Annotated in this window: 22 protein-coding genes, 1 other RNA gene and 1 pseudogene; 21 read left to right on the plus strand and 3 right to left on the minus strand. The window is 72.5% G+C overall.

Annotation, left to right across the window (positions count from 1 at the left end):
• The first annotated feature begins 102 nt into the window (after window positions 1–102).
• Window positions 103–2,421, plus strand: coding sequence for an esterase-like activity of phytase family protein (locus ACWGKI_RS12770; protein ID WP_452187433.1), 2,319 nt, complete (start codon window positions 103–105; stop codon window positions 2,419–2,421).
• An 85-nt stretch (window positions 2,422–2,506) separates the two neighbouring features.
• Window positions 2,507–3,757, plus strand: coding sequence for an LCP family protein (locus tag ACWGKI_RS12775; RefSeq protein ID WP_452187435.1), 1,251 nt, complete (start codon window positions 2,507–2,509; stop codon window positions 3,755–3,757).
• A 68-nt stretch (window positions 3,758–3,825) separates the two neighbouring features.
• Here ACWGKI_RS12775 and ACWGKI_RS12780 read toward each other — a convergent pair whose 3' ends face one another.
• Window positions 3,826–4,773 carry a LysR family transcriptional regulator ArgP gene (locus ACWGKI_RS12780; RefSeq protein ID WP_452187437.1) on the minus strand — a complete coding sequence of 316 codons (948 nt, stop codon included), beginning with the start codon at window positions 4,771–4,773 and terminating at the stop codon, window positions 3,826–3,828.
• 85 nt (window positions 4,774–4,858) lie between these two features.
• On the opposite strand from ACWGKI_RS12780, the gene ACWGKI_RS12785 reads away from it, so the two are divergent.
• Window positions 4,859–5,482 carry a LysE/ArgO family amino acid transporter gene (locus ACWGKI_RS12785; RefSeq protein ID WP_452187439.1) on the plus strand — a complete coding sequence of 208 codons (624 nt, stop codon included), beginning with the start codon at window positions 4,859–4,861 and terminating at the stop codon, window positions 5,480–5,482.
• Between the two features lie 144 nt (window positions 5,483–5,626).
• Here the strand turns inward: ACWGKI_RS12785 and ACWGKI_RS12790 are convergent, their stop codons facing one another.
• A complete protein-coding gene (locus ACWGKI_RS12790; protein WP_452187441.1) occupies window positions 5,627–6,850 on the minus strand; it encodes a pyridoxal phosphate-dependent aminotransferase in 1,224 nt (407 codons plus the stop codon).
• Between the two features lie 536 nt (window positions 6,851–7,386).
• Here ACWGKI_RS12790 and ACWGKI_RS12795 point away from each other — a divergent pair.
• The 11 genes from ACWGKI_RS12795 to ACWGKI_RS12845 all read left to right on the plus strand — a co-directional run bounded on the left by ACWGKI_RS12795 (window position 7,387) and on the right by ACWGKI_RS12845 (window position 15,121).
• Window positions 7,387–8,169, plus strand: coding sequence for a hypothetical protein (locus tag ACWGKI_RS12795; RefSeq protein ID WP_452187442.1), 783 nt, complete (start codon window positions 7,387–7,389; stop codon window positions 8,167–8,169).
• Between the two features lie 293 nt (window positions 8,170–8,462).
• Entirely contained in the window at window positions 8,463–9,725 is a 1,263-nt protein-coding gene (locus ACWGKI_RS12800; protein ID WP_452187444.1) for a CpaF family protein, read from the plus strand.
• Window positions 9,725–10,582, plus strand: a complete 858-nt coding sequence (locus ACWGKI_RS12805) for a type II secretion system F family protein (protein ID WP_452187446.1) — start codon at window positions 9,725–9,727, stop codon at window positions 10,580–10,582. The genes ACWGKI_RS12800 and ACWGKI_RS12805 overlap by 1 nt, the downstream gene beginning before the upstream one ends.
• A complete protein-coding gene (locus ACWGKI_RS12810; protein WP_452187448.1) occupies window positions 10,579–11,520 on the plus strand; it encodes a type II secretion system F family protein in 942 nt (313 codons plus the stop codon). The genes ACWGKI_RS12805 and ACWGKI_RS12810 overlap by 4 nt, the downstream gene beginning before the upstream one ends.
• A gap of 90 nt (window positions 11,521–11,610) precedes the next feature.
• Window positions 11,611–11,802, plus strand: a complete 192-nt coding sequence (locus ACWGKI_RS12815; protein ID WP_380243390.1) for a hypothetical protein — start codon at window positions 11,611–11,613, stop codon at window positions 11,800–11,802.
• Window position 11,803: 1 nt separating this feature from the next.
• Window positions 11,804–12,208 (plus strand): VOC family protein, encoded by a 405-nt coding sequence (locus ACWGKI_RS12820; protein ID WP_452187450.1) that lies wholly within the window; start codon window positions 11,804–11,806, stop codon window positions 12,206–12,208.
• On the plus strand, window positions 12,208–12,606 hold the full coding sequence (locus tag ACWGKI_RS12825; protein ID WP_380243392.1) for a TadE family protein: 399 nt from the start codon (window positions 12,208–12,210) through the stop codon (window positions 12,604–12,606). Before ACWGKI_RS12820 ends, ACWGKI_RS12825 begins: the two co-directional genes overlap by 1 nt.
• A complete protein-coding gene (locus ACWGKI_RS12830; protein ID WP_452187452.1) occupies window positions 12,603–13,130 on the plus strand; it encodes a pilus assembly protein in 528 nt (175 codons plus the stop codon). Before ACWGKI_RS12825 ends, ACWGKI_RS12830 begins: the two co-directional genes overlap by 4 nt.
• Window positions 13,127–13,624, plus strand: a complete 498-nt coding sequence (locus ACWGKI_RS12835; RefSeq protein WP_452187454.1) for a hypothetical protein — start codon at window positions 13,127–13,129, stop codon at window positions 13,622–13,624. Before ACWGKI_RS12830 ends, ACWGKI_RS12835 begins: the two co-directional genes overlap by 4 nt.
• A gap of 91 nt (window positions 13,625–13,715) precedes the next feature.
• Window positions 13,716–13,841 carry a hypothetical protein gene (locus ACWGKI_RS12840; RefSeq protein WP_452187456.1) on the plus strand — a complete coding sequence of 42 codons (126 nt, stop codon included), beginning with the start codon at window positions 13,716–13,718 and terminating at the stop codon, window positions 13,839–13,841.
• A 65-nt stretch (window positions 13,842–13,906) separates the two neighbouring features.
• A complete protein-coding gene (locus ACWGKI_RS12845; RefSeq protein WP_452187458.1) occupies window positions 13,907–15,121 on the plus strand; it encodes a globin domain-containing protein in 1,215 nt (404 codons plus the stop codon).
• 5 nt (window positions 15,122–15,126) lie between these two features.
• On the opposite strand, the gene ACWGKI_RS12850 is transcribed toward ACWGKI_RS12845, so the two are convergent.
• Window positions 15,127–15,663, minus strand: a complete 537-nt coding sequence (locus ACWGKI_RS12850) for a putative glycolipid-binding domain-containing protein (protein WP_452187460.1) — start codon at window positions 15,661–15,663, stop codon at window positions 15,127–15,129.
• 68 nt (window positions 15,664–15,731) lie between these two features.
• On the opposite strand from ACWGKI_RS12850, the gene ACWGKI_RS12855 reads away from it, so the two are divergent.
• The 7 genes and pseudogenes from ACWGKI_RS12855 to ssrA all read left to right on the plus strand — a co-directional run bounded on the left by ACWGKI_RS12855 (window position 15,732) and on the right by ssrA (window position 22,008).
• Window positions 15,732–16,100: an ankyrin repeat domain-containing protein gene (locus ACWGKI_RS12855; protein ID WP_452187462.1), complete on the plus strand. Its 369-nt coding sequence runs from the start codon at window positions 15,732–15,734 to the stop codon at window positions 16,098–16,100.
• A 31-nt stretch (window positions 16,101–16,131) separates the two neighbouring features.
• Window positions 16,132–17,247 carry a peptide chain release factor 2 gene (gene prfB, locus ACWGKI_RS12860; RefSeq protein ID WP_380243399.1) on the plus strand — a complete coding sequence of 372 codons (1,116 nt, stop codon included), beginning with the start codon at window positions 16,132–16,134 and terminating at the stop codon, window positions 17,245–17,247.
• A 184-nt stretch (window positions 17,248–17,431) separates the two neighbouring features.
• Window positions 17,432–18,109: pseudogene (gene ftsE, locus ACWGKI_RS12865) on the plus strand (cell division ATP-binding protein FtsE); the annotation flags it as partial.
• Between the two features lie 389 nt (window positions 18,110–18,498).
• Window positions 18,499–19,410 (plus strand): permease-like cell division protein FtsX, encoded by a 912-nt coding sequence (gene ftsX, locus ACWGKI_RS12870; RefSeq protein WP_380243400.1) that lies wholly within the window; start codon window positions 18,499–18,501, stop codon window positions 19,408–19,410.
• Between the two features lie 8 nt (window positions 19,411–19,418).
• Window positions 19,419–20,915, plus strand: coding sequence for a peptidoglycan DD-metalloendopeptidase family protein (locus ACWGKI_RS12875; RefSeq protein ID WP_452187465.1), 1,497 nt, complete (start codon window positions 19,419–19,421; stop codon window positions 20,913–20,915).
• A gap of 96 nt (window positions 20,916–21,011) precedes the next feature.
• Entirely contained in the window at window positions 21,012–21,512 is a 501-nt protein-coding gene (smpB, locus tag ACWGKI_RS12880) for an SsrA-binding protein SmpB (RefSeq protein ID WP_380243402.1), read from the plus strand.
• A gap of 128 nt (window positions 21,513–21,640) precedes the next feature.
• Window positions 21,641–22,008: a transfer-messenger RNA gene (gene ssrA / locus ACWGKI_RS12885) on the plus strand.
• The last annotated feature ends 33 nt before the right edge of the window (window positions 22,009–22,041 follow it).

Below are 22,041 nucleotides of genomic sequence, written 5' to 3' on the forward strand. Positions count from 1 at the left end.
CAGTGCCCGCGAGAGACCGGCGGGACGGATCGTCATCCAGCGGACCTTCAGGGTTCATCCGGGGTTGGGCGGGCCGTCGCGGGGCGTCGGTGTCATCGGTCCATGACTCGCTCACAGACGCACGCCCGCCTCCTGCGGACGGTCGCTGCGGCGACCGCCGCGGTCGTCGCTCTCACGGCTGCCGGCTCCGCAGCGGCTGCCGGCGGCCGCCCCGACGGTGCCGGCGCCGAAAGCCCCCATCACCGCGGGGCAGCCAGCACCCACCTCGTCCCCACCCTCGAGGGCCGTGCCACCCTGTCGGCCGACTACCTCGCGGAGGGCCCGCCGTCGGGCGCCGCGGCCTCGGCGGGCAACGGTCGCCAGGGGCCGTGGGACGGCCAGGTCGTCCCCGGCTTCTCGGCCATGGTCGACAACGGGGACGGCACGTTCTGGGCCCAGCCGGACAACGGCTTCGGCGCGAAGGGCAACTCCGCCGACTTCCTGCTGCGCAGCTACCTGGTGCGTCCCGACTGGGACACCGGCCGCTCCGGCGGCACGGGCCGCAAGGGTGGGTCGGGGTCGGGACAGATCAAGGTGCTGGACCACATCTCCTACAACGACGCGAACGGACTCCTGGACTTCGACATCGTGCGCGGGGACACGCGCGAGCGGCTGCTCACGGGCGCCGACTTCGACATCGAGTCCGTGGCGCGCGCCGACGACGGCACGCTGTGGGTGGGCGAGGAGTTCGGACCGTTCCTGCTGCACTTCGACGCCGACGGGACGCTGCTCGACAAGCCCTACCCGCTGCCGGGCGGCCTGAAGTCCCCCCAGAACCCGTACCTCGCCGCGGGCGAGACCCCGACCGTGCGCGCGAGCCGCGGCTTCGAGGCCATGGCGCGCTCCGGGCGCTACCTCTACCCGGTGCTCGAGGGTGCGCTGACCACCGACGCGGACCAGCGCCGTCGCGTGATCCACGAGTTCGACACCCGCCGCGGGCAGTACACCGGCCGCACGTGGGCGTACCAGGCCGACCAGGAGGCGAACGTCGTCGGGGACGCGTTCACGGTCGGCAAGAACCGCTTCTGGGTGGTGGAGCGGGACGACTTCGAAGGCCCCGCGGCGGTCACCAAGCGCGTCTACGAGATCGACCTGACGCGTACCGAGCCCGACGGCTCCGGCGGCCGCTACGTCCGCAAGGACCTCGTCCTCGACGCGCTGCGCGTCGCCAACCCGCGCGGCATCGACGCGGGGGAGGGGTACGGCCTCGGCGAGACGTACGCGCTGCCCGTGCAGTCGTTCGAGACGGTGCTGCGCCTGCGCGACGGACGCATCCTCATCGCCAACGACAACAACTACCCGGGCAACTCCGCCCGCCGGCCCGGCACGCCCGACGACACCGAGATGGTCGTCATCGACCTGCGCAAGACGCGGACGCCCGACGACGGCGTGACCGTGATCGGGCACCGGGGGGCGTCCGGGTACCGGCCCGAGCACACCCTCGCCTCCTACGAGCAGGCGATCCTGCAGTGCGCGGACGTCATCGAGCCCGACGTCGTGCCCACGAAGGACGGCGTGCTCGTCGCACGGCACGAGAACGAGATCGGTGGCACGACCGACGTCGCGAAGCACCCCGAGTTCGCCGCGCGCCGCACCACCAAGACGGTCGACGGCGCGGCGGTGACCGGCTGGTTCACCGAGGACTTCACCCTCGCGGAGCTGCGCACCCTGCGGGCCGTGGAGCGCCTGCCCCAGGTGCGGCCGGGCAACAAGGCCTTCGACGGTCTCTACCAGGTGCCCACCCTCGACGAGGTGCTCGACCTCGCCCGGCACTCCCAGACGTGCGACGGCCGCCCCGTCGGCGTGGCCCCAGAGACCAAGCACCCGACCTACTTCGCGTCGATCGGGCTCTCGCTGACCGCGCCTCTCGTGGCGGAGCTCGACGCCCACGGCTACGACTCGCCCCGCGACCCGGTGGTCGTGCAGTCCTTCGAGACCGGGAACCTGCGCGAGCTCGACAGGCTGACCGGCGTGCGCCTGGCCCTCAACGTGTCCGCGAGCGGCGCGCCGTACGACCTCGTGGCGGCGGGCGACCCGCGCACGTACGCCGACCTCGTGACGCCCGCGGGCCTGCGGGGCGTGGCCCGGTACGCCGACATCGCCAGCCTGGAGAAGAACGTCGTCGTCCCGCGCGACGCGGACGGCACGCTCGGCGAGCCCACCTCCGTGGTGCGAGACGCTCACCGGGCCGGGCTCGACGTGTACGCGTGGACGTTCCGCGCGGAGAACCAGTTCCTGCCCGCCGAGTACCGCTCCTCGGCGGACCTCACGGCCCACGGTGACCTGGCCGGCGAGCTCGACGCGTTCCTGGACACCGGCCTGGACGGCGTCTTCGCGGACCAGCCCGGGCTCGCCGTCGCCGCGCTCGCCGCGCGGGACTGACGAGCACTCACGGCACGCGCGGGGGTCGGCGGGTGAAACCGCTGTCCCCCGCGCGTCCGCGCTGCTCACGGCCTAGTATCGCGCTGTGCGGACCCTGCCGCGTCACGCGACCTCTTTCGCCTCGCACCGAGTCGTCCGCTCGACCGCCCTCGTCCTCACCGCGGTGGTGGCGTTCGGGACGGCGACGGCGGTCGCGTCGTTCGTCGACCTGCGCTCCCAGATCGACGTGTCCGACGTCGACGACCTCCTCGCGGAGGACGACCGCCCGCCCGCGGTCGCGACCGAGCAGGACCCGAGCGACCCGTTCGCCGGCAAGGACCTCAACATCCTCGTGATGGGCACCGACTTCCGCGACGCGGCGAACGCCGAGATCGCCGGCGCGGGCGACGAGTTCCACTCCGACACGACGCTGCTCGTGCACATCTCCGGGGACCGCAGCCGCATCGAGGCGGTCTCGATCCCGCGCGACTCCCTCGTCGACATCCCGTCCTGCAAGCTCCCGGGCGGTGGCAGCACCGCGCCGCAGACGAACGCCATGTTCAACACCGCGTTCGCCCTCGGCGGTGGTCCCGGCAAGGACGTCACCGGCGCGGCGGCCTGCACGATCCACACGGTCGAGAAGCTCACGGGCGTGCGGATCGAGGACCACGTCGTCGTGCAGATGAACGGCGTCATCGGCGTCGTCGACGCCATCGGCGGCGTCACCATGTGCCTGCCCGAGGCGGTCAAGGGGCAGCGGGTGGACCTCGACCTGAAGGCCGGGCGGCAGAAGCTCGACGGCTACACGGCGATCAACTTCCTGCGCGCCCGCAAGGGCGAGGGCATGGGCCTCGAGATCGGCAGCGACCTCAAGCGCATCGAGCGGCAGCAGGCGTTCTTCGACGCGACGATGCGCGAGATCCTGTCGCAGAACGTCATCACCGACTCGCCGCGGCTGTACCGCATGGTGCGGAAGATCCTCGGCTCCATCTCGACCGACCCGGACCTCGCCAGCCCGACGGCGCTCGCCGGCCTGGCGTGGAGCATCCGCGACATCGACCCCGCCCGGATCGTGTTCACCTCCGTGCCCGTCGTCGACTCCGTGAGCCAGCCCGGCCGGGTGGAGTGGACGCCCGCGGCGGACGAGATCTGGGCGCGCATCCGCGCCGACAAGGCCCCGCCCGGCACGCCGGCAGCGGAGAAGAAGAAGGGGGCGAAGGCATCCTCCTCGCCGAAGCCGACGGGCGCGACGCCGGTCGACGACGACGTCGCGTCCCCCGGCAAGCAGGCGGGCGAGAAGTCCTCCTCGCCGTCCCCGTCGCCCAGCCCCTCGCTGCTGCCGGGCGTCTGCGCCTGACCCTGGGGGTCTCTCCGTCTGCGCCTGGCCCTCGGTCGTGCCGACCTCGGGCCGACCTCGGGCCGAGCTCAGCGCTGCGGGAGGACGCGGCGCGCCTCGGCACGCAGGGCGCCGGTGACGCGGTCGAGGACCTCCGAGCGCAGCTTCCACTGCTGCAGGTAGACCGGCACGTCGACGACGGCGTCGTCGGCAAGGGTCCGCACCTCGCCCCGCTCGAGGGCGTCCCCGAGCACCGGGAACCGGGCGTCCGGGCCGGGGAGCGGTCCCCACATGCCCCAGCCGAGGCCGCGGCGCACCGCGTCGAGGTACTCGGCCGTGCTCGGCACGTGATGGCGGGGCGGGTCCGGCACCGCCGCGCCCGTCGCGGCGGCACGGTCGCGCAGCCAGACGTCCTGCAGGTCGTCGCCGCGGTTGAAGACGACGACGGGCGCGCGGCCGAGCGCGTCGGCCGTGGGGCCGTCGGGGAACCAGCGCTCGATCATGGCGGGGGTCGCGACGGGGCGGTACCGCGTGATCCCGAGCGGGGCGGAGCTGCAGCCCTGCACGGGCTCGCGCTGGGAGGTGATCGCGGCCATGACGACGCCCGCGGGCAGCAGGTCCACCGTGCGGTCCTGGTCCTCGCGGTACAGGTCGAAGCAGACCCCCTCCACCTGGGCGAGGGCGGGCAGCACCCAGGTGGCCAGGGAGTCGGCGTTCACGGCCAGCGGCACGGTGACGGGCCGGCGGGCGTCGCCGGGATCGCCGCCGTCGTGCGTGGCGCCGGGGCCGAGCGCGCGGCTCGCCTCCGCCCCGAGCAGCTCGACCTGCCGTGCCAGGCGCAGCATCGTGCGGCCCGGCTCCGTGGGGGCGACCGGACGAGTGCGGCGCACCAGCACCGACCCCGCCGCGTTCTCCAGCGCGCGCACGCGCTGGCTCACGGCCGACGGCGTCACGTGCAGCGCCCGCGCGGCGCCCTCGAACGAGCCCTCGGTGATGACGGCGGCCAGCGCCTCGAGCTGGCGGGAGTCCCATCGCACCTCCCCACCGTAGATGAAGCTGTGCTGCATCAGCGGAAGAAACCGTAGATGGACTTCAGCGGGTGGGACTGCCTAGCGTCGTCGCGTGCTCACCGTCCTCGCCGGCCTCGCCTTCGGCCTCTCGCTCATCGTCGCCATCGGCGCGCAGAACGCCTTCGTGCTGCGCCAGGGCGTGCGCCGTGAGCACGTCGGCGTCGTCGTCGCCGTCTGCGCCGCCTCCGACCTGCTCCTGTACGCGGCGGGGACCGCGGGGCTCGGTGCGCTGGTCGTGAGCCACCCGGCCGTGGTGGAGGTCGCGCGCTGGGCAGGTGCCGTCGTCGTCCTCGGCTACGGGGCCCTCGCCGCCCGGCGGGCCTGGCGAGGCGACGAGGCCGGCCTGGAGGCGGCGACTGACCGCAGCGTCCCCGACGCCGGCCGGCGGGTGCGGCCCGTGCTGCTCACGGCCCTCGCGCTCACCTGGCTGAACCCGCACGTGTACCTCGACACGGTGGTGCTGCAGGGGTCGCTCGCCGCGTCGCACGGCGACGCGCGCTGGCTGTTCACCGCCGGGGCGATGGTCTCCAGCGTGCTGTGGTTCGTCGGCCTCGGGTACGGTGCGCGGCTGCTGGCCCCCGTGCTCGCACGGCCGGGCGCCTGGCGCGTCGTGGACGCCGTCGTCGCGGCCATCATGCTGGTCGTCGCAGTCAGCCTGGTGCTGCCCGCGCTCTGACCTCCCGAGCCGAGCTGCTCCCCACCGTGCCGAGGTAGCACGCACGCCGCTGAGGTAGTGCCACCCATGCCGAGGTAGTGCCACGGCTGCCGAGGTAGCACGCGAACTGCCCAGGTAGAGCGGAGTGGCGCGAGGTAGTGCGGGCTAGCGCGGGAGCCGGTGGAGTCGCTCGACCGCCTCGCGCAGCACGTCCTCGCGCTTGACGAACGTGAACCGCACGCGCGCCACGAGAGCGCTCGCCGTGGGGGAGCCGGTGCGGCAGAACGCGGACACGGGAATGCCCACCACCCCTGCGAGCTCCGGCAGCCGCCGGGACAGCTCGTGCCCGTCTGTGACACCGAGTCGCTCGGCAAGATGCTGCCCGTCGGCCACCACGAAATACGTGCCCTGGGGGACGACGACGTCGAGGCCGGCGGCCGTCAGCCCCTCGCACAGCAGGTCGCGGCGGGAGGCGAGCGACGCCGCGAGGGCGCGTGGGGCGGCGTCGTCGTCGAGCGCCTGGGCGATGGCGGGCTGGAAGGGGGCGCCCGAGGTGTAGGTGACGAACTGCTTGACCGTGCGCACCGCGGTGACGAGCTCCGCCGGACCGTGCACCCAGCCCACCTTCCAGCCGGTGAGGCTGAACGTCTTGCCGCTGGAGGACACGGTGAGCGTGCGTTCGCCCATGCCGGGCAGGGTGGCGATCGGCACGTGGGTGGCGTCGTCGAACACGAGGTGCTCGTAGACCTCGTCGGTGAGGACCAGCAGGTCGGCGTCGCGCGCGACGGCGGCGACCTGCTCCAGCTCGACGCGCGTGAGCACGGTGCCCGTGGGGTTGTGCGGGGTGTTGAGGACGATGAGCCGCGTGCGCGGGGTGACGGCGGCGCGCAGGGCGGCGGCGTCGAGCCGGAAGTCGTCGGCGGTCAGCGGCACCGGCACGTGCGTCGCGCCGGCCAGCGCGATCCCCGCGGCGTGCGAGTCGTAGAACGGTTCGAGCGTGATGACCTCGTCCCCCGGTCCGACGAGCGCGAGGAGCGCCGTGGCGATCGCCTCGGTGGCGCCGGTGGTGACCAGCACCTGGGAGTCCGGGTCGACGTCGAGGCCGTAGTGGCGGCGCTGGTGGTCCGCGATCGCGCGGCGCAGCTCGGGCGCGCCGTCGCCCGGTGCGTACTGGTTGCGACCGGCGTCGATCGCGTCCTTGGCTGCCGACCGGATGAACTCCGGCCCGTCGACGTCGGGGAAGCCCTGGCCCAGGTTGATCGCGCCCGTGCGCGCGGCGAGCGACGTCATCTCGGCGAAGATCGTCTGCGCGACGGCGTCGTCCGCGCCGAGCAGTCCTGTCGCGCGCGCGACATCGGTCCAGCGGCCGGGCGGGGGAGAGGTCGGCATGGCTCGACCCTAGCTCTCGGGCAGGGGGGCGCAGCGGCCGCGCTCACAGGCCCCGCGGCGCTCCGCTGGCTGGAGATCGTATCGAGTGGGCCAGGGGCGGCAGGAGCGTGTCCCCGGGCCCACCCGCGTCGACGGCAGAGCGGGATCCACCTATCTGGAGAGCAGAGATCGACTGCCAGGAAAGGGGCGTGATTTCTCGACAATCTGGAAGGGCTTGCTTATTTGAAATTCGTGCGCAATGGAGGTTGCTTTGCAAAGAATTATGGGTACGCGCGGAGAATTCTACATCCGGGGCTCCCGGACTGAAGTCGTTGTGCAGAGTTTGCACGTAGGTCGCCTCGACGTGCAGGCGCAGCGTGGGCGTGGCTCACTCGAACTCGGTCGCTGGACGCTCAGGCGGCGCCTGACGGGGGTGCATAGGCGCAGTGCGCTGATACTCAAGCGCCATTCCTGGCGCAGTCGCGATCCGAGCCGATGAGCCGGGGCCCGGGATGTGCTGCACGTCGCAGTGACGACACCTTCTGAAGGGAGAGCGCATGACGTTCGACGACGTGGCGCGAACCGTCGCAGCCGTCGCGATGGTCGCGGCTGTCGCGATCAACTGGGGTAATCCCGGGGCGATGGAGACGTCCTGCATCGCCGTCCTGCTCGTGCTGTCCGCCGTCCTGAACTGGTGGGCCCGGCGGCGCGCTTCGGCCGCAGGTCCGGATTTCGCGCGAGACGACGCCGACGCCAGTGCTGACTCCAAGATGGACACAGGCACGGCGCGGGCCGAGCGTGACGGCGCGGGCCGCCGGCTGACGCGCCCCGGTGGTGTCATCCTTCTCGCAGTCGTCGTGGCGCTGTCGGGTTGCACGCTCTCAGTCGGCGCCAACAACGGGCCGATCGACCTGTCGACCAACGCCACCATGAACTGTGGCCCGACCAGCAAACCCGTGCAGTCGGACGGTGAGCTCATCCTCGAGAACACCGGTGGCGACACGGTCGTGATCACCCGCGTCGATCTCGTGGACGCGGACGGCGTCGAGCTCGATGGTGCCTACGTCACCGATCTCGCCCTGCAGGGCGACGCGCAGGAAGCCTTGTTCGGCATCGGACTGCCTGTGCCGAAGGCCGGGGAGAACTGGCTGTGGGACGAGCGGCGGGATGCGGTCGGTGCCGAGATCGAGCCCGGCGGCATGTACAGCTTCTTCACGTTCCTGACGCCCGATGCTTCGGGCGGATCGTTCACGGCGACCCGGGTCACCTACAGCTCTGACGGAGCACGGCACCAGATTGCCCAGACAGACATCGCCTGGACGTTTCAGGAGGAATGCTGACCGAGCGGCGGGGTGCTCTCGCTGATGGCGGAGGGGTGGCGCACGCCGTGTAAAGGAAACCCGGCACAGCGACCCTGGGCGCGCGCGTCACGGAAGTCGACGCATGCCCCTCAATATCAATTCCACTTTTCAGATTGTTCACACGTCGTCGAAATGGGCGTCTCGGTGGTCATTCGCCGGCGGAGCGTCACGCGAGTTCGTTTATCCACAGGGGCCCGCGAGTGGCCGCTCGGAATGTCTAATCTGGGGCAGCATTCGCCGCCGGGTGCGGCCATTCGACGAGAGGGAGATCAGTGCCGAACGACGCCCTGGCGCCCACCGGCGCCGCCGCGATCCTCGAGTACGAGGTCCGCGAGCTGGTGCGCCGGCGCGCGCTCGACCCCGTCCGCGACCGCGCAGGGCTCGAACGCCTCGTCTCCGAGGCGGTGGCGGACTACGCCGACCGCGCCACACGGGGCATCGTGCCTCCTCTCATGGATCCGCAGGAGGCGGCCCGGGCCGTGGCCGACTCCCTCGGTGGCCTCGGCCCGCTGCAGCGCTATGTCGACGACCCGGAGGTCGAGGAGATCTGGATCAACGCACCCGCCAAGGTGTTCGTCGCCCGACGCGGGGTGCCCGAGCTGACGACGACGCTCCTCACGACGGGACAGGTGCGCGACCTCGTGGAGCGGATGCTCAAGGCGTCCGGGCGTCGGCTCGACCTCAGCAGCCCGTTCGTGGACGCGTCGCTGCCGGGCGGCGAACGCCTGCACGTGGTCATCCCCGATGTCACGCGTGAGCACATGGCCGTGAACATCCGCAAGCACCTGGTACGGGCGGACCACCTGGACCACCTGGTGCGGCTCGGCTCCCTCACGTCGCACGCCGCAGCGTTCCTCGACGCGGCCGTGCGGGCAGGCCTGAACGTCCTCGTCTCCGGGGCGACGCAGGCAGGCAAGACGACGATGCTCAACGCGCTCGCAGGCTCCATCCCGGCCGGCCAGCGGGTCATCTCGTGCGAGGAGGTCTTCGAGGTCCGTTTCGCCGCCCGCGACCACGTCGCGATGCAGTGCCGCCAGCCCAGCCTCGAGGGCACCGGCGAGATCCCGTTGCGCCGCCTCGTGAAGGAGGCGCTGCGGATGCGGCCGGACCGCATCGTCATCGGCGAGGTGCGCGAGGCGGAGAGCTTCGACATGCTCGTGGCGCTCAACGCCGGGATCCCGGGCATGTGTACGGTGCACGCCAACTCGGCCCGCGAAGCGGTCACCAAGATGTGCACGCTTCCCCTCCTGGCGGGCGAGAACGTGTCCGATCGCTTCGTGGTGCCCACCGTGGCGTCCGCGATCGACGTGGTGGTGCACCTCGACGTCGCGGCGGACGGCGCACGTCAGGTGCGGGAGATCGTGGCCGTGACGGGCCGCGTCGAGGCCGACCGCGTCGAGACCGCCGGGCTGTTCCACCGGCTGCCCGCCGAGCAGGGCGGTGACCTCGTGCGCGGCGACGGCTTCCCGCCCGGTGCGGAGCGGTTCGCACGGGTCGGGGTCGACGTTCGCGCTCTCCTGACGGGCGGACGTTGATGGGAGTGGTGGTCGGCCTCCTGCTCGGGGCGGGTCTCGCGTGCGTGTGGCTGTCGTTCTGGGAGCCGACCGGGCGCCCGCGCCGCCGCGCGGGCCGAGTCGTGGCCGTCCAGGACCTGCTGGTCCAGGCGGGGGCACCGTCGGTCACCCCGGCGGCTCTGTGGTGGCTCAGTGCCACGGCCGGGCTGTTCGTGCTGCTCGCCGGGTTCGCGCTGACGCGGTCCCCGGCCATCTCCGCCTGCTTCGCCCTGATGGCCGCCGTCGCACCTGAGGCCCTCGTCCGGGTCCGCGCGCGCCGGCGCCGGCTGGACCTGCGCGACGTCTGGCCCGAGGTGGTCGACCACCTCGCGTCCGGCGTGCGCGCCGGCCTGTCGCTCCCCGAGGCGCTCGCCCAGCTCGCCGAGCGCGGCCCGGTGGAGCTGCGCGAGCCGTTCGCCCGCTTCGCGGCGGACTACCGGGCGACCGGACGCTTCGGCGACTGCCTGGACCTGCTCAAGGCCCGTCTCGCGGACCCTGTCGCCGACCGGATCGTCGAGGCGCTACGGCTCACCCGCGAAGTCGGTGGTACCGACCTGGGACGCCTGCTGCGCACCCTGTCGTCGTTCTTGCGCGAGGACGCCCGCACGCGCGGGGAGCTCGAGGCGCGCCAGTCGTGGACGGTGAATGGGGCTCGCCTGGCTGCTGCGGGCCCGTGGGTGGTGCTGGCGTTCCTCGCTTCCCGGCCGGAGACCGCGCAGGCGTACGACTCGGCCGCGGGCGTCGCCGTCCTCGCGGCAGGGGCGGGGACGTCCGCCGTGGCCTACTGGTTGATGCGCCGTCTCGGTCGCCTCCCCGAGGAGGGGCGGGTGCTGCGATGACGAGCCTGTCCTTCTCCGTGACCGGAGCCCTGTTGGGCTTGCTCGGCGGCATCGGCCTCCTGCTGGTGGTCGGGGGGCTGCGCGCACGGCGCATCACGCTCGACCAACGCCTCGCCCCGGCGCTCCGCCCCCGCGACGCGACCTCCGGCCTGCTGCGCGAGCAGCCGGTCCGCACGCCGTTCCCGGTGATCGAGCGGTTGCTCGCCCCCTGGGTCGCCGACGCCTCGCACTGGTTCGAGCGGCTCGGCTCCACGCGCGCAGACGTCCGACGACGTCTGGACCGTGCGGGCTGGACGGAGAGCGTCGAGGCGTTCCGTACCCGGCAGGTCGTCTCGGCCGCCCTCGGGCTGGCGGCCGGCCTCGTGCTGGCGCTCGTGCTCGCCACGACCCGGGGCTCCTCGCCGGTGCCGCTCGCGGCGCTCGTGCTGCTGTGCGGGGCGGGTGGCTTCGTGCTGTGCGACCAGTGGCTCAGCCGCGCCGTGCGCCGCCGTGAGGAACGGATGCTGGCCGAGTTCCCCACGAGCGCCGAGCTGCTCGCCCTCGCGGTGACCGCCGGGGAAGGCCCGGTGCCCGCCCTCGAACGAGTGGCCTCGACGGCGCGCGGCGAGCTCTCCGGCGAGATCGCGACCATGCTCGCCGACGTGCGCGCCGGCGCACCGATCGCCGTCGCGCTCACCGTGATGGCCGACCGCACCGGCCTGCCCTCCCTCACCCGGTTCGCCGAAGGAGTGGCCGTCGCCATGGAACGCGGCACCCCGCTCGCCGACGTCCTCCGGGCGCAGGCACAAGACGTGCGGGAGTCCGGCAGGCGTGCCCTCATGGAGGCCGGCGGCAAGAAGGAGGTCGCGATGCTCGTCCCTGTCGTCTTCCTCATCCTCCCGGTCACCGTCGTCTTCGCCGTGTTCCCCTCGCTCGCCACCCTCCAGATCGGATTCTGACCGGTCGCACCGGCCACCGGCCCGCCACCAGTCGTCGACCACCTGCCACCGAACCCACCGCCGACCCGCGGTGCCACCGAAAGGACGACCATGCAGCACGACCAGACCACGAAGCACTCGCACGAGCGCCCCGCACCGGACGACCCCGAGCGCGGTGACGTGCCGGGCTGGGTGCTCGTCACCCTGATGACGGCAGGTCTGGTCGTCGCGCTCTGGGCGATCGCCGGGCCCCTCCTGGAGAACGCGTTCACGCAGGCGATCTCGAGCGTGACGGGACGATGAGATGGCGATCGGGCGACTGCACCATCTGATCGTCGACTGCCCCGAACCGCGGGCGCTCGCAGAGTTCTGGGCGGCGGTCCTCGGCGAGGAGATCACGTACGCGGACGACGACTTCGTCGTGGTCTCGCGCAGCGACCGGCACTCCGGGCTGGCGTTCCAGCGCGCGCCCGACCATCAGGCGCCGGACTGGGGCGACCCGCGAAGGCCGCAGCAGATGCACCTGGACGTCATGGTCGACGACGTGCCCGCCGCCCATCGCCAGGTGCTGGCCCTCGGCGCACGACGCCTCACCGCCGCCGCGCCGGGCGCGGGGGAGGGCGACGTCTACGCCGATCCTGCCGGGCACCCGTTCTGCCTCATCCCCCGCCCGGGGTGGGCCCCGCCGGTCGCCGGCGAGCACCGGTGATGCCGTGCCGGGTCGCCCCGGAGCAGTCAGACGACGAGGCCGGGTCGGCGGTCGCCGAGTTCGTCATGGTCGCCGCCCTGGTGCTCGCCCTCTTCCTCGGCGTGGTGCAGCTGGCGTTCGCGCTGCACGTGCGGGCGCTGGCGGTCGACGCCGCGGCCGAGGGTGCCCGTGTGGCGGCCCGTGCCGACCAGGACCTCGCCGGCGGGGCCGTCCGTACGCGTGAGCTCCTCGCCGCGGCGCTCAGCAGCCGCTACGCCGGTGACGTGTCCGCACGCAGCACGGTGCAGGACGGCCTGGACGTGGTCGAGGTGACGGTGCGGGTTCCCCTTCCCGTGGTGGGGCTGCTCGGCCCGTCGGGTGTCCTCACCCTGCGGGGGCACGCGTTGGAGGAGGCATGACCGCCCGGCTCTCCGGCGGGACCGCCCCCGCCCGAGCCCCCGACCTCGGGGCCGGGTCTGACCCCGAGGCCAGATCTGACCCCGAGTCCGGATCCGACCCGGAGTCCGGCGCCGCGCTCGTCGAGTTCCTCGGCACCGCGGTGCTGCTGCTGGTGCCGCTGGTCTACCTCGTGCTGACGGTCGCGCAGGTCCAGGCGGGAGCGTTCGCGGTCGAGGGCGCGGCGCGGGAGGCGGGCCGGGCGATGGTGACGGCCGACTCGTCCGCGGCCGGCGGCCAGCGCGCGCGGGCCGCCGCCGGCATCGCGTTCGCCGACCAGGGCTTCGCGACGACGGACGGGTCCGTCTCCCTCGAGTGCTCGGCGGACCCGTGCCTGACACCCGGCGCGTCGGTCTCCGTCCGTACCCGCCTGGTGGTGCCGCTGCCGTTCGTTCCCGCCGCGCTGCGCGGCTGGGTGCCCCTGGAGATCCCGGTCACCGCGACGCACGTCGCCACGGTGGACGAGTACGGGCAGGCGCGCCCATGACCGTGCACCGCGCCCACCGGCACCGGAAGGACCAGGGCACGGGCGAGGACGGCCGCATCATGCTGCTCACGGCGGGCGTGGTCGCCCTGGCGCTGATGATCGTCGGCATGGTCGCCTCCGTCACGGCGGTCCACCTCGACCGCAAGCACCTGTACGACCTGGCGGACGCGCTCGCGGCCGACGCCGCCGACGCGATCCCGCCCGAGCGGGCCTACTCAGGCTCGCCCGGCCAGGCGGGCTCGTCCGCGGGTGAAGGGTGGCGCGTCCTCACGTCCGCCGACGTCGAGGCGTCGGTGCACGACTACCTCGCGACGCATCCGGCACAGTCGGCGAACCTCGACGGGCTGCGGCTGGTGGAGGCGTCGTCCCCGGACGGCCGGACCGCGCGCGTGGGCCTGGCCGCGACGTCCCACCCGCCGCTGCTCCGCTGGTTCACGGACTCCGTCGGCGGCGGCTTCACCGTCGCGGCGACGTCGTCCGCCCAGGCCGGCTGAGGTCGGAGCTCCCCCGGGAGCCGGCCCGCGAGGGGCGGGCACCCCACTTCCGCCACGGCGATTCACCCTCGGACTTGGCTAGCCTGCGAAGGTGCAGCCCACCACGTCGACGGACCTCCGACTGCACGACGTGATGCGTCTGGCGGTCCGTGACGGCGAGGCGTCCCTGACCACCCGGGACCTGCTCCCGCGGGTCGGAGCGCGGCCGCCCGGCTGAGACCTCCGCCGCGGGTCCCGACCGGGCCTCGCGACGCGACCGAAGAACAGACAGAGGAGTCCCGCATGCTCACACCGCAGTCCGCCGCCGTCGTCCGTGCCACGCTGCCCGTGGTCGGCGGCGCGATCGGCGACATCACGCCGATCTTCTACCGCCGCATGTTCGCCGCCCACCCCGAGCTGGAGCGCGACCTGTTCAACCGCGGCAACCAGGTCCGCGGCGACCAGCAGCGGGCGCTCGCTGGGGCGGTCGCCGCCTACGCGACGCTCCTCGTCGACGACGGCCCGGACCCTCGCACGGTGCTGGCGCGCATCGCGCACAAGCACGCGTCGCTCGGGATCCTGCCGGAGCAGTACCCGATCGTGCACGAGCACCTGTTCGCCGCGATCGTCGAGGTGCTCGGCGACGCCGTGACGCCGGAGGTGGCCGCCGCGTGGGACGAGGTCTACTGGGACATGGCGGACGCGCTCGTCGAGATCGAGCTGGGCCTGTACGCCGAGGCAGGCGTGACTCCCGGCGACGTGTGGCGAGAGGTCCTGGTGCGCCGCCGGGTGATGGAGTCGCCCGACACGGTCTCGTTCGAGCTCGTCGCCCCCGACGGCGGGCCGTTGCCGGACGCGCGGCCCGGGCAGTACCTCTCCGTAGCCGTGACCCTGCCCGACGGGGCCCGGCAGGTGCGCCAGTACAGCCTGACCGGCGGTGCTGCGCCCCATGCCTGGACCATCTCGGTCAAGGCGGCCCCTGGCGGGACGGACCTCGCGGGGCTCGCGCCCGCGGGGGAGGTGTCGAACCACCTGCACGCCGGCGTGTTCGAGGGCGACGTGCTGGAGGTGTCCTCGCCGTTCGGTGAGCTGACGCTGTCCGACGGCGAGAACCCGCTCGTGCTCGTCTCCGCGGGCATCGGGATCACGCCGATGATCGGCTTCCTGCACCACCTGCGCCGCGCGGGCACCACGCGCCGGGTCGTGGTGCTGCACGCCGACCGGTCGCCCGCCCGGCACGCGCACCGCGCCGAGCTGCGCGCGCTCGTCGACGACCTTCCGACCGCGGAGCTGCACCGCTGGTACGAAGACCTGGGCACGCGTCCGGTGGAGGACCGGCTGCGCGCCGGGTACCTCGACCTCGACGGGGTGGACCTGCCGCACGACGCGGACGCCTACCTCTGCGGCCCGGCGCCGTTCATGACGATGGTCCAGGCCGGTCTCCTGCGTCAGGGCGTCGCGCCCGACCGGATCCATCACGAGGTCTTCGGGCCCGGCACGGAGATCGCCGTCGCCTGACCGGCTCAGCCGCCGCCGGGCAGGCGCACGAACAGCCCCGGGTAGTCGACGACGAACCCGTCGTCGTCCACGGTGACCTCGCGCAGGAAGTCGCCGTCGCGGGACTCGTACACATAGCGGTCGCGGGCGGTCCGGGTGTACCGCTGCGGGTCGAGGGTGACCTCGAACGTGCCGCCGTCCACGTACGCGGTGACGATGTCGGCCGCCGCCTCGACCGCCAGGCCGAGACGGTGGACCGGCAGCGTGTTCGTGAACGGGGAGAAGGACAGGTCGACGTCGACGGCGTCGGCCAGGTCGGGCCGCTCCGAGCCGTCGACGCGCCACGTCCCGTCCGCATCCCGGGCCAGGTCGAGCTGCCGACCCGCGCCGGACCACAGCCGCAGCACCCGGAACTCCCACGCGGGCGTCAGCTCCATCGCATATTCGAGCCGCTCGGGCCCGAGGTCCACCAGCGACCGGGCGCGCAGCACGCCCTCGCGCAGGTCGAGGTCGAGGTGCTCGACGCTGCCCGACGCGAGCCCCCGCCACCGGTACGTCGCCATCGCGGACCACCTCCTCGTGCCCCAGCATCGGACGGGAGCGACGTCCCCGCGCGGGTAGATTCGCGCGCATGACCGCCGACAAGCTGCCCGTGGACCTGGACCAGATGTTCGACCTCGCCCGGGCGGGCGCCGACCTGCTCCTGGAGTTCGTCGACGCCGGGGTCCCGGTCGACCACGCGGACGCACAGGGCAACACCCTGGTCATGCTGGCGGCCTACCACGGGCACGCCGGTCTGGTGCGTGGCCTGGCCGAGCGCGGAGCCGACGTCGACCGCGTCAACGCCCGGGGCCAGTCGCCGCTCGCCGGCGCCGTGTTCAAGGGTGCGGACGACGTGGTCGCGGCGCTCGTCGCCGCGGGTGCGGACCCGGACGCCGGCACGCCGAGCGCCCGCGACACGGCCCGAATGTTCGGGCGGACCCTGCCGCCGGGGGACTGACGCCCGCGGCGGGCGGGTAACCTTGAATCTCGTGGCCACCATCGACTTCCCCGCAGAGATCAAGGCGCTGCGCGCCACCCTCGAGTCCATCGAGGCCGTGAGCGACCCCACCGCCCTGCAGGCGAAGATCGCCGACCTGACCGAGCAGGCGTCCGCCCCCGACCTGTGGGACGACCCCGAGCAGGGGCAGAAGGTCGCGTCCGCGCTGTCCACCACGCAGAACGAGCTGCAGCGCGTCGAGCGCCTGGGCCAGCGCATCGACGACGTCGAGACCCTCGTCGAGATGGGTCTCGAGATGGAGGACGAGGACACGCTGACCGAGGCCGAGGGGGAGGTCGCCGGCATCCGCAAGGACCTCGACGCCCTCGAGGTCCGGACCCTGCTGGCTGGCGAGTACGACGCCCGCGAGGCGGTCGTCACCATCCGCGCCGGGGCCGGTGGCGTCGACGCCGCCGACTTCGCCGAGATGCTCATGCGCATGTACCTGCGCTGGGCCGAGCGCCACGGGTACCCGACCAAGGTCATGGACACCTCGTACGCCGAGGAGGCCGGCCTGAAGTCGGCGACGTTCGAGGTCAACGCGCCGTACGCGTTCGGCAACCTGTCCGTGGAGGCCGGCACCCACCGTCTGGTGCGCATCTCGCCGTTCGACAACCAGGGGCGCCGCCAGACGTCGTTCGCCGCCGTCGAGGTCGTGCCGCTCATCGAGCACACGGACTCCATCGAGATCCCCGAGTCCGAGCTCAAGATCGACGTGTTCCGGTCGTCCGGCCCGGGCGGCCAGTCGGTCAACACGACGGACTCCGCCGTGCGCATGACGCACATCCCGACCGGCACCGTCGTGTCGATGCAGAACGAGAAGTCGCAGATCCAGAACCGCGCCGCCGCCCTGCGCGTCATGCAGTCCCGCCTGCTGCTCATCCGGCAGCAGGAGGAGGCCGCGAAGAAGAAGGAGCTCGCGGGCGACATCAAGGCCACCTGGGGTGACCAGATGCGCTCGTACGTGCTGCAGCCGTACCAGATGGTCAAGGACCTGCGGACCGAGCACGAGTCGGGCAACACGCAGGCCGTGTTCGACGGCGCGATCGACGACTTCATCGAGGCCGGGATCCGCTGGCGTCGCTCCGGCGGCGCCGACGCCGCCTGACGGCCCCGGACGCGACCGGACGACCACATCGTCGCCCCGGTCGACCATCCGGACCCGGGACACACCGGCGTGTCCTTCCTGTGACCCTCCTCCCCGGGTGCGACTCTCGGAAATCGGGCGGCCCGGCCCGGACGTGACCTGACGCCGGTGCCGCACGGTCGACCTGGCAGGGGAGAGGCACGTCGTGATCCGGTTCGAGAACGTCTCGAAGGTCTATGCCCGAGGGGCGCGGCCTGCGCTCGACGACGTCTCCGTCGACGTCTCGAGGGGCGAGTTCGTGTTCCTCGTGGGTGCGTCCGGCTCGGGCAAGAGCACGTTCCTGCGGCTGGTGCTGCGCGAGGAGCGCCCCACCGGCGGCAGCGTGTACGTGGCGGGCCGTGACCTGTCGCGGCTGTCGAGCTGGAAGGTGCCGTCGCTGCGTCGCAGCATCGGGGTGGTCTTCCAGGACTTCCGGCTGCTGCCGAACAAGACCGTCTACGAGAACGTCGCGTTCGCCCTGCAGGTGATCGGCAAGCCGCGGCACACGATCCGGACCACGGTGCCCGAGGTGCTGGAGATGGTGGGCCTCGACGGCAAGGAGAAGCGGCTGCCGCACGAGCTCTCCGGCGGCGAGCAGCAGCGGGTCGCCATCGCGCGGGCCTTCGTGAACCGGCCGCAGATCCTGCTGGCCGACGAGCCGACGGGCAACCTCGACCCGACCACCTCGCTGGGGATCATGCGCCTGCTCGACCGGATCAACCGCACGGGCACCACGGTGGTCATGGCGACGCACGACGACGAGATCGTCAACGAGATGCGCAAGCGCGTCGTCGAGCTGTCCACCGGGTCGGTGGTCCGGGACGAGGTGGACGCCGTCTACGGCGAGCGGGAGTCGATCCTGCCGCAGGTGGGCCAGACGCCGGTGCTCGACGCTCCGGGCCGGGGTGCCCGAGCCGTCGCGCCGCGGGTGCAGGTCTCGCCCGAGCCGGCGGACCTGGAGGCCGAGCGCGCCGCGGAGGCCGCGGCCGCCCGCGCCCAGGCGTCGGAGGACGGTGCCGGCGAGGTGCAGGTGCCCGAACCGTTGCCCTCGCCCACCCCGGAGGTACGTCCGGAAGACGCCCCGACGCTTCGACCAGCGCCAGGCGCGGGGTCGGCACCGTCCACCCCGCCGGCCACCACCGCGCCGGCCACCACCGCGGCGTCCGCCGACGAGGTGGTGCAGCAGGTGCTGCGCGAGCACGAGCGCGTTCGCGCGGGACGGGAGGCCTGAGCGTGCGGCTCCAGTTCGTCGTCACCGAGGTCCTCGGCGGCCTGCGACGCAACCTGTCGATGGTGATCTCCGTGATCCTCGTGACGTTCGTGTCCCTCACCTTCGTGGGCGCGGCCGCGCTGCTGCAGACCCAGGTGACCAAGCTCAAGGGGGACTGGTACGACCTCGTCGAGGTCTCCGTCTTCCTCTGCCCCGAGGGTTCCACCGCGCCGACCTGTGCCGACGGCGAGGCGACGCCCGAGCAGGTCGACGCGCTCCGTGACGTCATCGACACCGAGCTGTCCGACGTGGTGGCCACCACGTACTTCGAGAGCAAGGCGGACGCGTTCAAGGCCTTCACCAAGATGTACCCGGACGGGTACCAGGGCACCCAGCTGACCGAGGACGACATGCAGGCCTCGTTCCGGCTCAAGCTGGTCGACCCTGAGCAGTACCAGGTGGTGGACGACGTCCTCGAGGGGCGCACGGGCGTCGAGGTCGTGGAGGACCAGCGGGAGGTGTTCGAGCCGTTGTTCCTCGCGCTCGGGCGGGCGTCCCTGCTGGCGGCCGGCCTGGCCGGCGTCATGCTGCTGGCCGCCGTGCTGCTGATCACCACCACGATCCGGCTGTCCGCGGTCTCGCGCCGTCGGGAGACGGGCATCATGCGGCTCGTCGGCGCGTCGAACCTGTTCGTGCAGCTGCCGTTCATGCTCGAGGGCGCCATCGCCGCGCTGGTGGGCGCCCTGCTCGCCGTGGGAGGGCTCTGGCTCGCCGTCCAGTACCTGGTGACGGACTGGTTGCAGGACTCCGTCGACTGGGTGGCGTACGTGGACGTGGGCGACGTCCTCCTCATCGCGCCGCTGCTCATCGGCATCGCCGTGCTCCTGGCGGTGGTGTCGTCCGTGGTGACGCTCAACCGGTACACGAGGGTGTGAGATCGCAGATGACGACCCCAGGGACGACCCCGGGCCGGGACCGGGGCCGCGGACGACGCGTGGTGGGCGGGCTCGTCGCCGCCGTGCTCGTGCTCGGCGGTGCGACGACGTCCGCCACCGTGACGGCGGGCGTCACGGCCCGGTCGGCGGCCGCGGACGACATCGACGACCAGCGGGCGGCGGCGGAGGCGAAGCAGCGCGCGAAGGAGCGCGAGCGCGACAGCCTCCAGGAGGAGCTCGAGGACACCAACGCCAAGTTCCGCCAGGCGGTGCTGGACCTCAACGAGGTCGAGGGCCGGCTGCCGGTGGCGCAGGCGGCGCTCGACGCGGCCGAGGCGCGGCTCGAGGAGGCGCGGCGCAAGGCCGCGATCCTCGCGCAGCGGCTGTCCGACGCGGAGGCGGAGGAGGCGTCCGTCTCCGACCAGATCGACGCAGGCAAGGGCAAGGTCGAGGCTGCGCGCGCGGACGTGGTGCAGATGGCGCGCCAGGCCTACCGCAACGGCGACGACACCAGCACGATCGGCATCGTCACCGGCGCCCAGTCGACGGAGGACTTCCTCGCCGAGTACGCCGTGTCGTCCTCGGCGGCGCGCAGCCAGGCGCGCACCCTCACGGACCTGCAGGACGCCGAGGCGGTGGCCCGCAACCAGCAGGCACGCCTCGACGCGATCCGCTCCGCGATCGCCGACCTCAAGCGTGAGGCGGACGCCAACGTGGTCGCGGCCGAGAAGGCGCAGCGCGAGGCCGCGGACCGGAAGGCCGAGGTCGAGCGCCTCATCGCCAAGCAGCAGGCGCTCAAGGCCTCCATCGAGTCGCAGAAGGCGAACGCGCTCGCGGAGCTCAAGCAGAACGAGCAGGCGCAGCAGACCCTCGAGTCCGAGCTCAAGGTGATCATCAAGAAGCAGAAGGCCCGCGACGCCCGGCTCGAGGAGCAGCGGCGGAAGGCCGAGGAGGAGGCGCGTCGCAAGGCTGCCGCCGAGCAGAAGAGCAGCGGCGGCGGGGGCGGTGGCTCCGGCGGCGGTGGCTCCTCCGGGGGCAGCGGCGGCGGCTCCGGCGGAGGCGGCGGTGGCGGTGGGGGCGGTTCGTCGTCCCCGTCGTCCGGCTCGTTCCTCGGGTGGCCGACCAACTACCACGTGGTGACCAGCTCGTACGGGATGCGGTTCCACCCGATCCTGCACTACTGGCGCCTGCACGCCGGGACGGACATCCGGACCTACTGCGGTACGCCCATCTACGCCGCGCAGAGCGGGTACGTCGAGCGGGCCTACTACGGCAGCGGGCCGGGCAACAACGTGCTCATCAACCACGGCACCTACCGCGGCAACAACGTCATGACGCGTTACCTGCACCTGACGTACGACACCGTGCACGTGGGCCAGTACGTCGACAAGGGCCAGGTGATCGGCTACTCCGGCTCGACGGGCACCGCGGAGGCGTGCCACCTGCACTTCGAGGTGTACGTCAACGGCAGCACGACGGACCCGATGGGCGGCTGGCTGAACTGACGGGCGTCCGCGGAGCGCGGAAAAGCCCTGGCCGTCGGCCCGCGCTCCCGTATCCTGGGACGTCGCGAGACCGCGACCCCCCGGGAGGAGGAGATCATGTCCAGGGCCAACGGCGGGGCCAAGAAGAAGCAGGGCGACCCGCGCACGATCGTGGCGAACAACAAGAAGGCCCGCCACGACTACGTGATCGAGGACGTCGTCGAGGCCGGGATCGTGCTGTCCGGCACCGAGGTGAAGGCGCTGCGGATGGGCCGGGCGTCGCTGCTCGACGGGTACGCCGCGATCGACCACGGCGAGGCCTGGCTCGAGAACGTGCACATCCCGGAGTACTTCCAGGGCACCTGGAACAACCACGCGCCGCGGCGCAAGCGCAAGCTGCTGCTGCACCGTGAGGAGATCGACCGGCTCGGCGTCAAGTCCCGGGAGAAGGGGCACACCCTGATCCCGTTGAGCCTGTACTTCCTGGACGGCCGTGCCAAGGTCGAGATCGCCCTGGCGCGAGGCAAGAAGGAGTACGACAAGCGGCAGACGCTCCGCGAGAAGCAGGACATGCGCGAGGCGCAGCGCGCCATCCGGCACCAGGAGCTCCTGGGCTGAGCGCGCGCCCGCCCTGGGCTGTGGAAATAACGGCGCGGGCGCGGCGGTTGATCCTCTAGACTGGAGGACGTCGGCACGGGGTTGCTCGTGGCCGGCAGGGTCGGCAGACCTTGGTTGACAAATGCATAGGGGCTGATCGGTTTCGACGGTGGTCGTGCTTCGAGGAGAAGCGGGCCGAGGATGCAGGCTCATCTCGTGAACGCGTGCCTGCAAACCTATAGGTGCCGATAACAAGCGCACCGACTTCGCCCTCGCCGCCTGAGCGAGTCCCGAAGTCCGTGAGCCCGGGATTGCTCTCGACCCGGTAGCTCACGTCATCTAGAGAGCCACTGCTCGTCGCCCTCGTCACCGGGGCGGCGGGGACACCTAGGTGACTGAGCCCGTCCGCACCTTGTCTGCGTGAGTGCGGGGGCCGAGAAAATCACAGCAGACTGCGCCCGGAGAAGTCCTCGAATGGCGCCACCGGACCCGGGTTCGATTCCCGGCAGCTCCACGTCACGACGACGACCCGCCCGGCTTCTGCCGGGCC

It is taken from the genome of Isoptericola sp. NPDC055881 (assembly GCF_053615895.1).